The 13,996-nt window shown below is 57.5% G+C and carries 13 protein-coding genes; 1 reads left to right on the top strand and 12 read right to left on the bottom strand.

The annotated features are described in order from the left end of the window. The first annotated feature begins 20 nt into the window (after nt 1-20). Nucleotides 21-2,216, top strand: coding sequence for a ferric aerobactin receptor IutA (iutA, locus tag RAC60_RS16035; protein ID WP_375094011.1), 2,196 nt, complete (start codon nt 21-23; stop codon nt 2,214-2,216). 110 nt (nt 2,217-2,326) lie between these two features. Here the strand turns inward: iutA and RAC60_RS16040 are convergent, their stop codons facing one another. From RAC60_RS16040 to RAC60_RS16095, 12 genes are all read right to left on the bottom strand, one after another. After that, the gene (locus tag RAC60_RS16040) at nt 2,327-3,400 is read right to left on the bottom strand and encodes an acyltransferase (RefSeq protein WP_033739089.1); all 1,074 of its coding nucleotides are present in this window, start codon (nt 3,398-3,400) and stop codon (nt 2,327-2,329) included. A gap of 262 nt (nt 3,401-3,662) precedes the next feature. Beyond that, nucleotides 3,663-4,181: a DUF1440 domain-containing protein gene (locus tag RAC60_RS16045; protein ID WP_058707847.1), complete on the bottom strand. Its 519-nt coding sequence runs from the start codon at nt 4,179-4,181 to the stop codon at nt 3,663-3,665. 34 nt (nt 4,182-4,215) lie between these two features. Next, nucleotides 4,216-4,914, bottom strand: a complete 699-nt coding sequence (gene araD, locus RAC60_RS16050) for an L-ribulose-5-phosphate 4-epimerase (RefSeq protein WP_172913040.1) — start codon at nt 4,912-4,914, stop codon at nt 4,216-4,218. Continuing rightward, nucleotides 4,911-5,771 (bottom strand): L-ribulose-5-phosphate 3-epimerase, encoded by an 861-nt coding sequence (locus tag RAC60_RS16055; RefSeq protein WP_006121631.1) that lies wholly within the window; start codon nt 5,769-5,771, stop codon nt 4,911-4,913. Before RAC60_RS16055 ends, araD begins: the two co-directional genes overlap by 4 nt. After that, entirely contained in the window at nt 5,768-6,424 is a 657-nt protein-coding gene (ulaD, locus tag RAC60_RS16060; protein WP_162286140.1) for a 3-keto-L-gulonate-6-phosphate decarboxylase UlaD, read from the bottom strand. The genes RAC60_RS16055 and ulaD overlap by 4 nt, the downstream gene beginning before the upstream one ends. Then, a complete protein-coding gene (locus tag RAC60_RS16065) occupies nt 6,421-7,902 on the bottom strand; it encodes an FGGY-family carbohydrate kinase (protein ID WP_039339013.1) in 1,482 nt (493 codons plus the stop codon). Before RAC60_RS16065 ends, ulaD begins: the two co-directional genes overlap by 4 nt. Further along, nucleotides 7,899-9,194, bottom strand: a complete 1,296-nt coding sequence (locus tag RAC60_RS16070) for an MFS transporter (protein WP_375094012.1) — start codon at nt 9,192-9,194, stop codon at nt 7,899-7,901. The genes RAC60_RS16065 and RAC60_RS16070 overlap by 4 nt, the downstream gene beginning before the upstream one ends. Before the next feature lie 14 nt (nt 9,195-9,208). After that, nucleotides 9,209-9,676 (bottom strand): YhcH/YjgK/YiaL family protein, encoded by a 468-nt coding sequence (locus RAC60_RS16075; RefSeq protein WP_054634626.1) that lies wholly within the window; start codon nt 9,674-9,676, stop codon nt 9,209-9,211. Next, nucleotides 9,673-10,686 carry a 3-dehydro-L-gulonate 2-dehydrogenase gene (gene yiaK, locus RAC60_RS16080; protein WP_033739101.1) on the bottom strand — a complete coding sequence of 338 codons (1,014 nt, stop codon included), beginning with the start codon at nt 10,684-10,686 and terminating at the stop codon, nt 9,673-9,675. The genes RAC60_RS16075 and yiaK overlap by 4 nt, the downstream gene beginning before the upstream one ends. 246 nt (nt 10,687-10,932) lie before the next feature. Further along, nucleotides 10,933-11,763, bottom strand: a complete 831-nt coding sequence (locus RAC60_RS16085) for an SMP-30/gluconolactonase/LRE family protein (RefSeq protein WP_006121624.1) — start codon at nt 11,761-11,763, stop codon at nt 10,933-10,935. 14 nt (nt 11,764-11,777) lie between these two features. Further along, complete coding sequence (locus tag RAC60_RS16090; RefSeq protein ID WP_033739103.1) at nt 11,778-12,878, bottom strand: substrate-binding domain-containing protein; 1,101 nt, start codon at nt 12,876-12,878, stop codon at nt 11,778-11,780. Further along, nucleotides 12,875-13,975 (bottom strand): ABC transporter permease, encoded by a 1,101-nt coding sequence (locus tag RAC60_RS16095; RefSeq protein WP_006121622.1) that lies wholly within the window; start codon nt 13,973-13,975, stop codon nt 12,875-12,877. Before RAC60_RS16095 ends, RAC60_RS16090 begins: the two co-directional genes overlap by 4 nt. Between the last annotated feature and the right edge of the window lie 21 nt (nt 13,976-13,996).

The raw sequence follows: 13,996 nt of genomic DNA on the forward strand, positions 1-13,996 counted from the left end.
CCTCGCATGCAGGAACGACGATGAAGACTAAAAACAAAAATATCTGGCTGCTTAATCCGCTGTTATTAGCCATGATGGCACCGGCGGTGGCACAGCAAACCAGTGAGAATGAAATGGTTGTCTCCGCCAGCCGTACGCACCGCACCGTGGCGGAAATGGCACAGACCACCTGGGTGATTGAAGGGGCCGAACTGGAGCAACAGGTCCAGGGCGGAAAAGAGTTTAAAGATGCGCTGGCACAGCTGGTACCGGGCCTGGACGTCAGTAGCCAGGGCCGCACCAACTACGGTATGAACATGCGTGGTCGCGCTATTGTGGTGCTGGTAGATGGCGTACGCCTTAACTCCTCGCGTACCGACAGCCGTCAGCTGGATTCCATCGATCCGTTTAATATCGATCATATTGAAGTGATCTCCGGTTCCACCTCGCTATACGGCGGCGGCAGTACCGGTGGCCTGATCAATATCGTGACCAAAAAAGGCCAGCCAGGGACCCAGTTTGAGTTTGAAACCGGCACCAAAACCGGATTCAACAGTAGCAAAGACCATGATGAACGCGTGGCGGCTGTCCTCTCCGGCGGCACCGATCGTGCCTCCGGACGCCTGTCCGTTGCCTACCAAAAGTTTGGCGGCTGGTATGATGGCAAGGGCGACTCACTGCTGATGGACAATACCCAGACGGGCCTGCAGTATTCCGATCGTCTGGATATTATGGGCACCGGCACGCTGGAGATTGATGACCACCAGCAACTGCAGCTGGTCACGCAGTACTACAAAAGTCAGGGCGATGACGATTATGGCCTCTATCTTGGGCGTAACTTCTCCGCAGTAACGGGCGGAGGCACCGCGTACACCCGCAAAGGGCTGAACTCCGACCGCCTTCCCGGCACCGAACGCCATCTGGTCAGCCTGCAGTACTCCAATACTGATTTTCTTGGTCAGGAGCTGGTGGGGCAGGTTTACTACCGGGACGAGTCACTGGCGTTTTATCCGTTCCCCACGGTGTCCGGCGGACGCGTCACCAGTTTGTCCTCCTCAGAGCAGAACACCGATCAGTACGGCGGTAAGCTGGCGATCACCAGTAAGCCGGTCGATGGGCTGCAGCTGACCTACGGCGTAGACGCCGATCATGAGCGTTTCAGTTCCAACCAGATGTTCTTTGATCTGGGCCAGTCGGCCGCCTCGGGCGGGCTGAACAACCAGAGCATCTACACCACGGGCCGTTATCCGGGTTATGACATTACTAATCTGGCGACCTTCCTGCAGTCCAGCTACGACATCAATGAGACGTTTACGCTGAGTGGCGGTGTGCGCTATCAGTACACCGAAAACAAGGTGGATGATTTCGTCGGTTACGCTCAGCAGCAGGCGATTGCCAACGGTACCGCGCGCTCGGCCGATGCGATTCCAGGCGGCTCTACCGATTACGATAACTTCCTGTATAACGCCGGTATCCTGATGCATATCACGGCGCGGCAGCAGGCCTGGTTTAACTTCTCGCAGGGCGTTGAGCTGCCCGATCCAGGCAAATATTACGGGCGCGGCACCTATGGCCGGGCGGTTAACGGCAATCTCCCGCTGACCAACAGCGTTAATGTGGATGCCAGCAAGTTGCAGGGCATCAAAGTCGATTCATGGGAACTGGGCTGGCGCTATACCGGCGATAATCTGCGTACGCAGCTCAGCGCCTATTACTCGCTGTCAGACAAGAATGTGCAGCAGAATCAGGACCTGACGATCAGCGTGGTTGACGATAAGCGCCGCATTTACGGGGTGGAAGGGGCCGTGGATTACTTTATCCCGGACACCGACTGGAGCACCGGAGCGAACTTCAACGTGCTCAAAACCGAGTCCAAAGTGAATGGCAGCTGGCGAAAATATGACGTGAAAGTCGCCAGCCCGTCAAAAGCGACCGCCTATGTTGGCTGGTCGCCGGATCCGTGGAGCCTGAAGGTGCAGAGCACTACCTCGTTTAATCTCAGCGACGACGCGGGCTACAACATCAACGGCTACACCACTGTTGATTTCATTGGCAGCTATGAACTGCCTGTCGGCAAGCTGAGCTTCAGCGTGGAAAACCTGCTGGATCGTGATTACACCACGGTATGGGGCCAGCGCGCGCCGCTGTACTACAGCCCGACCTATGGTTCACCGTCGCTGTATCAGTACAAAGGCCGGGGACGGACGTTTGGTCTGAACTACTCCGTGCTGTTCTGAGTCGGTATTCTTGCCCGGTGTTGCGCCGGGCAAGCCTCACGCCCGTTATCCTGGCAGCGTGTTGAGTACAACAAACACAGTGACCGGTTCAGGCCACTGTGTTTACCGGATTACGAACTGCGATGCAGCGTCAGCGGGGCAGACAACCAGCGGGCGACGCGCTTACCTGCTTTGATGGCGGGCTTTTCAATGTAGAAAAACATTACCGACGCCAGCGCCACGCTGGCGCTGACCGACAGTACGAAAATCATAAGGTTATCTGTCCAGGCTTTATCTGCCAGGCTGTTCATCAGCAGTACCATGAGCGGATAGTGGATGAGATACAGCGAATATGAGATATCCCCCAGGAAAATCAGCGTACGGTTGTGACCGGTGTCGGCACGGTAGCTCAGCATCACCGTCATGATCATGATGGCGGCGGCCAGCCAGAAACCGCCGTGCAGGCCAAAGGGCTGAGGTCCTGTAATCAGGGCGGTAATGACCGCCAGCACCAGCCCTGCCTGAAGCAGTCGGCGCATTCTGTTATCCAGTTCCGGTAGCTTACGCTTCACCAGCAATTCTGCCAGCAGCATCCCCAGGATGAACTCCATACAGATAGTGTTACTGATTAACTTAATCCACGCCTGCCACCAGTGCGTCACCGTCAGATGCGGCGAAACCTGTGAGGAAAAGTCAAAACTGCCGTTGTAGTAAAGCTGAAATCCCACACTGGAGACGATGAAAATTAGTGCACAAAGGTAGCTGCGATAGCGGTAGTTGATGCACATCGCTACGGTGAAAACGGCGTAAAACAGGATCTCGTAAGACAGCGTCCAGGGCGGCCCTAACGCGCTGAATCCAAACGTCGGTCCGGCGCTGCTGTAATCCTGCAGACAGAAATAGAGCGCACAGGACATATCGTGAAGAGAGCGATCGTGATACACCACCGCGAAAGACAACAGCCAGACGACAAAGAAGACCGGCCAGATGCGGAAAAAGCGTTTCACCATGAATGAGGTCGGGGCTTCGTTAAACTGATGGGTAATGAAGGTCATGATGAAGCCGCTGATAATAAAGAACACGTCCACGCCCAGCGCGCCTGGAATGTGTCGGGTCCAGTGACCCTCTAACAGCGATGAGTTGTGCGCCAGTACCACAAGTAACGCAGCAAGGCCGCGCAGATACTGGATTGAGACGATTTTCATGAATGTTACAGCCTGTCGGTTGACTCATTAGCGGCAGTCGCGCGGGCGAGCCGATACGGTTAAGCGTAGGCCGTATTGTAAAAATGACTTAACAATGGTCAACCGCCGTTTATCGGGCAGAAAAATACATTTCCAAACGATAGCGTATTTTTGCTGAATAAAGCGCGGCGATCGAGGCTGTTGGGCGCACAAGGAGAAAAGTGCGCCATCAGGATTTCAGAGGGTTCTTAACCAAAATTGATAACTTACATGCGCAACAGACTCATGCAGCACGGCGCGGCGATACGTGTCCACCCAGGGCGCGCCGAAAGATTTCTATCGTCCACATCCACAGAATATGTCCCAGCGTTTCCGAGGCAATTTCCGCCAGCGGCAGGTGCCATAAGGGCGGTGCCCAGCCGTTTATGGGCAGGATCACGGCGTGAAAGGCCACGGTAATGATCAGGGCGAACGCCACGCCCTGACCCAGCGTAATGATCGGGATAATCTCGGCCAGGGCGCAGTAGAGCAGGGCAAAGAAAATCGAGAACATATGATGAACACCGGCCACGCCCCAGTTCACCACATGACCGGAATAGTGATAGACCAGGTTGCTGACGTTGATTCCCATATCCTGGAGCATCTCGGCGGGGGGAATTGCCCTGTCCGGCGTTCTGGGCGGAAACGGATTCTCCGTGCCCCATTTGACAAAACTGGCGACGTTACCGCCCCAAAACCCTGCCCACAGCGCCGCACCGTAATGCCGATCGGCCGGGGACGTCAGATAAAACCCTGTTTTCATTTTTCACCGCTCCCGCTGAGTAAAAAGAAGAGAATTACTGGCCGTAATAGGCGTTTGCTCCATGCTTTCTGAGAAAGTGTTTATCCAGTAACGGCTGCTGCATTCGGGTGATATCAGGCGTCAGCTGGCGGGAAAAAATCCCCATATAGGCGATTTCCTCCAGCACGACTGCGTTATGCACGGCATTATCTGCGTCTTTCCCCCAGGCAAACGGCCCGTGAGCATTAACCAGCACGGCGGGAATGGCCGTCGGGCTGATGCCGCGTGAGCGGAAGGTTTCGATAATCACTTCGCCGGTATTGTGCTCGTAATCGTGAATAATTTCGGCCTCCGTCATCAGTCGGGTGCAGGGAATGGCTCCATAGAAGTAGTCAGCGTGCGTGGTGCCCCAGGCTGGCAGATCCTGGCCCGCCTGCGCCCAGATGGTGGCATGACGCGAATGCGTGTGCACAATGCCGCCGATGTCCTCAAAGGCCCGATAGAGCGCCAGATGGGTGGCCGTGTCCGATGAAGGCTTTTTCGTGCCCTCCACCACGCGGCCGCTTGCCAGTTCCAGTACCACAATATCGTCTACCGTCATGCCGTCGTATTCCACGCCGGAGGGCTTAATCGCCATCAGCCCTTGCGCACGATCGACGGCGCTGACGTTGCCCCAGGTAAACGTCACCAGATGGTGGCGCGGCAGCGCCAGGTTTGCCGCCAGCACCTGCTCTTTCATCATGGCAATGCTCATAGTAAGCCTCCTTCCTGCATTTTCTGTTCAATCCAGCGCCGTGCCTGTACGATCTCGGCAACCGGCTCCTCGGCTTTCTCGGTCCACATCTCAATCAGGAACGATCCGCGATAATTCAGCGCTTTGAGCGTGCGAAACACGCCAACGAAATCCACGCAGCCTTCACCAAAGGGCACATCGCGGAACTGCCCCGGCGAATGGGCGGTGACCGGTTGGGTATCTTTCAAATGAATGGCGGCGATGCGATCAATGCCCAGCGTCAGTTCGGCAGTCACGTCATTGCCCCAGGCGCTGAGATTGCCCACATCCGGATAAACGGAAAACCACGGAGAAGCCTGCTGCTGTTCCCAGGCTTTCCACTTGCTGATGGCGTTCATGAATTCGGTATCCATGATCTCCACCGCCAGCATCACCTGCGCCGCTGCTGCGCGCTGCACTGCGCGTGACAAGCCCTCGGCAAACCGCGCGACCGTGCCTGCATCATGCGGTTCGTAGTAGACGTCATAGCCCGCCAGCTGAATCGTGCGGATCCCCACATCTTTCGCCAGCTGGATGGCCTGATCGATCAGATCGTCTGCGCGCTGGCGGATCGCCGGATCGTGGCTGCCAAAGGGAAAGCGGCGATGGCCGGACAGGCACAGGGAAGGAATGGTGACGCCGGTTTCGATGGTCGCGTTGACCAGCGACAGGCGCTGCTCTTTGCTCCAGTTCAGCCGGTCCAGCCGTTCATCGGTTTCATCGACCGACATTTCCACAAAATCAAACCCGCAGGCTTTGGCCAGCGCGAGACGTTCTGGCCAGGTGAGATTCGCAGGCAGGGCTTTTTCGTAAATCCCTAACGGGTGCAGGCGTTTCATACTGTCCCCCAATGGCGGCCAATGGCCTGGTGAAATGCGGTGGCGCATGCAATGCCGTTCTCGCCATCGCTCAGGGCGCGGCCGGCAATAAACGCCTTCACATCGATATCGCGAAACTGAGAAAGGTCATCCGGGGTGATACCGCCCGTGACGGACAGGGCAAAACCCAGGTCTGATAAGGCTTTCATGGTATCCAGATCGTGCTGATTCCACTGTTGCCCGCTGGCCTGTGCGTCCCGTCCACGGTGATAAATAGCCTGGGTCAGACCCAGCTTTCGCCACTGCCGGGCATCATCCAGCGTCCAGTTGCCAAACAGTTCGATCTGAATATCCCCCTGGTACTGCTGCGCCACCGCCAGCGCGCTGGCAAAGGTTGCCAGCGGCGCGGCACAGATCACCGTCATCCAGTTAGCCCCTGCCGCAAAAGCCATCTCCGCCAGGGTGCCGCCGGCATCCGCCACTTTGTAATCCGCGACCAGCGTTTTTTCCGGGTGCTGCTGGCGCAGATGACGTACGGCTTCAACACCGCAGCTCAGGCACAAAAGCGTACCGGCTTCGATAATGTCGACATGCGGATGCAGTTGCCGGGCGGTAGTGAGCGCGGCATCCAGCGTGGTGTGATCCAGCGCCAGCTGGAGTAAGGGCAGGCTCATGGCAGGTCTCCCTGGGCGTCGCGCAGGACGCGAATCAGATGTTGATAACGCTGATACTTTTGCTGGTAGCGGTCATAGCACGTGCTGTCCGGTTGCCAGCACACGATGTCAGGGGCCAGGGCCTGCTGGGCCGCTTGGAGTGAGGCATAAGCCCCGGTACCGGTTAATGCCACCAGCGCCGCGCCCAGACAGCCGCTCTCACTGATCTGCGGAACTTCAACCGTCAGGCCGCTGGCATCGGCAAACATCTGCATCCAGGGCGCAGAGCGCGTAGGCCCACCGCTCAGACGCAGGGCGGTAACCTGAGGAAAACGTTGCAGAATACGGTTGAGGTGCGTCAGATGTGAGAACACCACGCCTTCGTAGATGGCCTGAACCAGATGGGCGCGCGTGTGACCTGCCTGCAGGCCAAAAAAGCTGCCGTGCAGATCGGCGCCGGCATTGGTGCCATACAGGAAAGGCAGAAACAGCACACTGCTGCTGGCGGGGGCCAGCGCTGCTACCCACGCATTAAGCTGGCTGTAGTCCTTAATGCCCCACTGGTCACAAAACCATTCCAGATTGGCCGCCGACGTCGGGCTGGCCTCATGGATAAGGTACTGACCCTCAATGGCATAACGACCATAAACGTAGGGATAGTCTGCTTCATCGCTGATGCAGTCGGTAATGCCGCTGGTCACTGACCAGGTTCCCATCACCGCGTTCAGGCGCGTCGCATCATTCAGGCCCGCGCACAGCGCTGTTGACATCACATCGAACAGGCCGCCCACGACGGGCGTACCGGGCAGCAGACCGCATTCGGCAGCGGCCCCGGCGGTAACATAGCCCGCAATCTGCGTCGGGCCGATAATCGGCGGCAGTGCCGATATTATCTCCGGGATACCTGACATCTCTGCCAGTGCAGGCGACCAGTCGGCTGCCTGCATGTCATACAGATTGGACTCAGAGATATTGGTTTCTTCGCATGCCCGCTCGCCGGTCAGACAGAAACGCAGATAGTCATGGGCCATCATGACGCTGCCAATCGCCGCATAGCGCTGTGGCTGATGCTGCTTGATCCAGCGCAGCAGCGACACCGGGTGGCCGGTCCACAGCGTTTGTCGGGTCAGCGGATAGAGTTTCTGCGGCAAGCCTTCCCGTTGCCACTGTTGCACAAGGCTCAGGGCGCGGCGGTCGGAGGAGAGGATGCCGTTGCCCAGCGGGCGGTGCTGTTTGTCCAGCAGAAACAGCCCCTTACCCTGTGCGGAAATGCCCATACCGGCGACCGACGCCGCATCCTCGCCGCTGGTGGTCAGCACCTCACGGATGACGGCTGCCGCCTGGTGCCACAGCAGCGTCATATCGCGTTCGGCATAACCCGGTTCCGGTACAACAACCGGCAGGTTTTGCCGGGCGACGGCCAGCTCGCGGCCCTGTATATCGTACAGCCCGGCTTTAATAAAGGTGCCGCCACAGTCCAGTCCCAGCCAGCGTTTCATAATGCCTCCTGTTGAGGGGAATCGCAGCGTGCGGGCAACGTCATCGCCAGCAGGGCGGCAATCGCCAGTGAAATGGCAAGGCTGTAAACCCCGGCATCCCGGCTGTAAAACGCCATCAGAATGCCCACCATGTAGGGACCGCAGAAGCCGCCCAGGTTGCCCAGCGCGTTGATCAGGCCGCGCGCGCCGCCAGCCACCTCGGCATTAAACAGGCGCGGCGGAATACTCCAGAACACGCCCGCCGCAGACTGGATAAAGACGCCACAGCCCACCAGCGCCGCGTAGGACCACCAGATATGCGCTTTCAGTAACACCGACAGCGCCATGCACAGCGCAAAGCCGGCCAGCGGCAGCGCCACGAACAGCTTGCGCCGTCCGGTCGCGTCCGACAGAACAGAAAACAAAAACATGCCGACGATCGCCCCGACGTAGGGCAGAATGGCCAGAAAGCCCACCTGCTCCACATTACCGTGCGTCAGTCCTTTCAGGATGGTGGGCAGCCAGAGCGTGTAGCCGTAAATGCCGGTCTGATAGAAGAAATTGACCAGAATCAGCCGCCACATAACCGGTTCGCGCATCACGCGCATCAGCGAGGCGTTGCGCACGTTCTGCCCTTTGATCATCAGCTGTTCGTTATGCAGCGTGGTGATGAGATAGTGTTTTTCGGCTGGCGAAATCCATCTCGCTTCCTGCGGGCGGTTACTGATCGTGAAATGCCACAGGGCCATCACGACCAGAGATAACGCGCCTTCCACGTAGAACAGCATGCGCCAGTCCCAGCCGGTAATGATCCAGCCTGAGAGCGGAGCCGTGATGATCCCGGCGATCGGCACAAACATGATCACGATGGCATTTGCACGACCGCGCTCCGCATCCGGGAACCAGTTGCCGATCATCGTCAGCACCACCGGTAACATGCCGCCTTCGGCGATCCCCAGCGCAAAGCGCAGCGCCAGCAGCTGATACTGGCTGGTGGCCATGCCGGTCAGTATGGAAATCACCGCCCAGGCCAGCAGCGACCAGCCAATAAAGCATTTACCGTTGCCGTAAACGGCCAGCCTGCCGCCGGGCACCTGCAGGAACAGGTAGCCAATGAAGAAAATGCCGCCTGCCAGCCCGGCCATCGAGGCGCTGATGCCCAGTTCAGCATCCATGCCGCCCGGCATCGCAAAGGCGATGTTGACCCGATCCATATACGAAATGATGCAGGTAATCAGAATCGGCGGAATGATCCGCAGCCAGCGCAGTGCAGGGACCTTTTCATGATTGACAGCGCTTGTGGTGATGCTCATCGTGCCTCCCTGCCTTACACCAGATCGCGCGTGGGGATCTTCACCACGACTTTGCGGATTGGACCGGGCTGACTGACCGCGCAGTTAGGACGATGAATATCCTGAGGAAAAAATACGGCGAACGTGCCGGGCAGCATCCGTACCAGGGTTTCATCGGGGGCATGTTGATAAAAAACGATGTCGCGTTCGCTGTCGTAAGGCTGATGCACCGCCAGATCCAGCGGTTGTGTGGCGACGCCGATCACTTCTTCGCCTGCCACCAGATACTGCACGTCGATGTGATAGCGGTGCGCCTCCGGGTAATTCTCTGCGGCGGGAACCGTGTGCAGATCTAACACCTGTACGACCCAGCCGGTTTCTTCGTCCTGATAACGGCCGGCGGCCATGTTTGCCAGATCATGACCGGCGAGGTAGGCCAGAGCATGAGCAATCGCGGCGGGATAGTGACGGGGATCGGTATTGGCAAGGTGTCCGGTAATCATGATGCCTTCTCCTGTAGCGCCTGAATGCGCGCCCAGACGCGCTCATCAACCGGAATACCCAGGCGTTCGTTTTCTTCACGCAGTGGCGGGAATTTGTCACCCGGCAGGCGAATCGCCTGTGTGCTGTCAGCCGGTTCCGCACCGGTGATGGATGCGCGAATACGATCGAGTTTTTGCTGGCGGGTTTCGCCCGGAATGAGCCGATCGACGTCGATGGCGATAAACACCTGAGAAATGCCAAATTCATCGCCGTTGTCGTGAGTGACTTCAGTCACGGAGGCGCCGTTAGAGAGCAGGGTGGCCAGCATATCCAGCACCACAGACAGCGCTGAGCCTTTCCAGTAACCCATTGGTAAAATGCGGCGGTTTTTTTCCAGCGTGGCCGGATCGCGGGTGTAGTTGCCCTCATCATCAAAGCCGCCATCGACCGGCAGGCTTTTCCCCGCCAGGCGATTCACTTCCAGCATGCCGTAGGAGAACATCGACATGGACATATCCACCATCGTAACCGGCTCGCCCGGTACCGCGATAATCAGCGGATTGGTGCCGATCGCGCAGCTTTTTGCGCCCCAGGGCGGCATTACGGCAATGGAGTTGGTCCAGCAGATGCCGACAAAGCCCTTTTCCGCCGCCTGCCAGCCATAGCTGCCACCGCGCATCCAGTGATTGGCATTGCGTAAGGCCACCAGCCCAATGCCGTGTTCCGTGGCCAGCGCCATCGCGCGCTCCATCATGCTATGGGCGGTGATATTGCCAATGGCGCGTTGCGCATCCCACTGCTCAATCGCACCCAGCGACAGGACTTTTTGCGCATCCGCATCGGGAATAATGTGGCCGGCATCCAGTTGCTGAATAAAACGCGGGAAGCGGTTAACGCCATGGGAATAGACGCCGTTAAGACTGGTTTCAGTAAACATGCGCGCGCAGGCCTCGGCTTTGGCCTGAGGCACGTTGCGGCTGAGGAGTACGCGAAGAAACTCCTGATACAACTGCTGATAGCTGATTCTCATCTGACTGATACTCCCCGCGTCTTATTTCATAATGTGGAATGTCATTTCAACTAAATGCTATGGGGAAAAATGCAGCGAGTCAAAGAAATGACTCAAAAATTATTTCATTTAAATCAACAGGATGTAATTAATTCTGACTTCTGTGATCTTGGGCTTTTTTGCCCGATTCCGGCCACAGTCAGGCCGGTCAGCTGAGAGACAGCTGACCTGTTTTGCTCTGCTTTTCGCCCTGCCTGTGCAGGGGCGTTAGCGCAGCGTTACCCGGTAGAGTGAAGTGTTGGCTGTGATATAAAGTTCATCATTATTCGGTCCGCCAAAGGTGCAGTTGGATACCGTTTCAGGAATCGGGATTTTGCCTTTACGGTTTCCGCTGCTGTCGAAAATAATCACGCCGTCAGCGCAACTACAGTAAATATCGCCGTTGGCATCCACACAAAATCCGTCCGGGAAACCGGGTGAGACATCGGCAAAAAATTGCCCTGCAGACAACGTGCGACCGTCCACCTTATAGGTGCGCAGCTCATGGCGGCCGAGCGTCGGGAAATCCACCACCGACATGTCCGCCACGTACAGCACGCTTTCATCAGGCGAGAACGCCAGCCCGTTTGGCCGCTGCAGATCGCTGGCGGCAATGCTGAGCTGCCCGCTTTCCGGATCAAAACAGTAGAGATAGCAGCCGATCACCTGGCTGGGAGCCAGGTAACCCTCATGATCGCTGACGATCCCGTAAGGCGGATCGGTAAACCAGATGGTGCCGTCGGAGCGGATCGCCAGATCGTTAGGCGAGTTAAACCGCTTGCCCTCGACTTTATCCACCAGCACGTTCACCGTACCGTCTGTTTCTGTCCGGCTGATAGCCCGGCGACCGTGTTCGCAACTGACCACGCGTCCCTGATGGTCGCGGGCATTGCCATTGGCATAGTGAGAATGATGACGCCAGATACTCAGCTCGCCATTGCGCTGCCAGCAGTACATACGGTTGCCTTTGACATCGCTAAATACCACCCCATCCAGCGCCGGTAACCAGACTGGGCCTTCGGCCCAGGTGGCAGGGGAGCACAGTTTTTCTACCTGCATGATGCTGGCCTCCGTTACTTCACGCCCCAGATAGCTTTGTAATGGTCCTGATAGCCGTTTTCCGGATCGTAGTGGTTCTGCGGTCCGCCATCCCGGCTGATATTTTCCGGTGTAATCAGGTGCGCAGGCGTGACATAGCCTGACGGGGGCTGTCCGGCGAAGGCGCGGTTGAACTCATCCAGCAGTTGCCAGCCATGCAGTTTCAACGGTTCAGCGACGGTCGCGACCTGGCTTTCACCATTGCGAATGCGCTGGAAGGCCGACACCGAGCCATCGCCTGCCGAGATGTTATACGGCGCGTTTTTGCCGCCTTTCCCTGCGGTTTTCAGCGCTGGTGCCATAAAGTCAAAATAAAGGTCATTAATCGCCAGTGAGTACTGCCAGCGGTCACCGTACTTCTGTAACAGGCTAAAGGTCAGCGACGGCATACGGTTAGAGGTATCGGCCAGCGGCGTGTCAATAAAGTCGATGACTTTACACTCGCTGCACTTCTCAATTTCCTGCTTCATCGCATTGGCTTTATCCAGCGCGATTTTGTACAGCGAGTCGGTGAAGATAATCACCTGCGCTTTGCCGCCTGACTTCACAATGGCGTACTGCGCCGCCAGACGGGCAACCTCATTAGAATCGGACGTAATGTTATCGGTGATCCCGTACTGCTTAATCGGGCCCGGCTGAGGCTCTGCGTGCCAGGCCATCAGCACGATTTTTTGCTGCAGGGCTTTTTTCAGCGGCATTTTGGCGACGTTCGGGTTCCAGCCGCCGATAACGATACCGTCAGGGCGCTGGGCAATCGCCTGATTCAGCGCCGCCAGTTGATCTTTGACAGAGCCTGCGCCGTCCAGCGTATCCAGCGTCCAGCCAGCCACTTTCGCCGCTTCGCTCAGGCCTTGCTGAACGCCCTGCACACCGCCGTTTTTCATATCCGAGGCGATAAAGATCAGTTTCTTTTTAGGCTGTAGCGTTGGCCCGGTCGTCGGACCGTCCCAGGTCGTGGCGCTGGCCGTCGCTTTAGCCACGGCCGCTGTCGCCTGATCGAGATAGCTGTCTGCATGGGCTGGTAAGGTGGCGACCAGCATGGCGATGAGAGAAAGACCAAATACCGGATTTTTCATAATGAGTTCCCTGGTGTGATGGTTTTTTGCTGTGAGTCAGGTGTGGTCGCCGGCGTGCTCTGACTGCGCACGACGGCTTTTTGATTCAACATACGGCGGCGCTGAGCGTAGCCGGCCAGCGTAATCGACAGCAGCAGCGTGGCACCGTTAAACAGCGGCTCCACCCAGAACGCACCGCCAAACTGCTGAATACCGGCAATCCCGATAGCCAGGATAGCGATGCCGACCACGGTGCCCCAGACGTTTACCCGTCCCGGACGAATGGTGGTACTGCCCAGAAAAGCCCCGACCAGCGCAGGCAGCAGGTAATCCATCCCGACGCTGGCCTGGCCGACGCCCTGTTCCGCCGCAATCAGCACCCCGCTGAAGCCGGTGATCACACTGGAGGCGATAAACGCGCCGATCACGTATTTATTCACGGCAATACCGTTGAGGCGCGCGGCGACGGGGTTACCGCCCACGGCATACATGCACCTTCCCAGTGGCGTGTGCTCAGTGATCAGCCACAATACCAGCGCCAGGCCCAGCACATAGAAGGCACCAATCGGAATGCCAAACACTTCGGTACTGTGCAGCGCACTAAAGGCATCCGGTAAGTCACCAACGATCTGGCGACCGCCGGAGTGCCACAACGCAATGGCATAAAGCACCGTGCCGGAACCGAGCGTGGCGACGAAGCTGTCGATATCCGCCAGCGCCACCAGAATGCCGTTCAGCAGGCCATACAGCGCCGACAAGACCAGCACTGTCAGCACCGCCATCTGCCAGGAAAAGCCGTATTCCACCTGAAGCGTAATGGCCAGGATGTGCCACAGCACGATCCCGAAACCGACGTTCAGGTCGATTTTGCCCACAATCATCGGCAAGGTGGCGGCCAGCGCCAGCAGGGCGATTTTGGCCTTACTGGACAGAATGGCCTGCACGGTGAGCAGGGATGCGAAAGTCGGGGACAGTACTGAAAACAGTAACGCCAGCAGCACACATAACAACAGTAATCCGTAGCGGGTGACGACCTGCATCGACCACGGCGCAAAACCATGCTGAGCAAGGCTGACCCGTTGTTCAAGTGCAGTAGATTTCACCGAGGTTTTAGACATAGCGTTTCTCCTGACTGCCTT

It is taken from the genome of Pantoea sp. BR_17 (assembly GCF_041955125.1).
GTDB lineage: Bacteria > Pseudomonadota > Gammaproteobacteria > Enterobacterales > Enterobacteriaceae > Pantoea > Pantoea stewartii.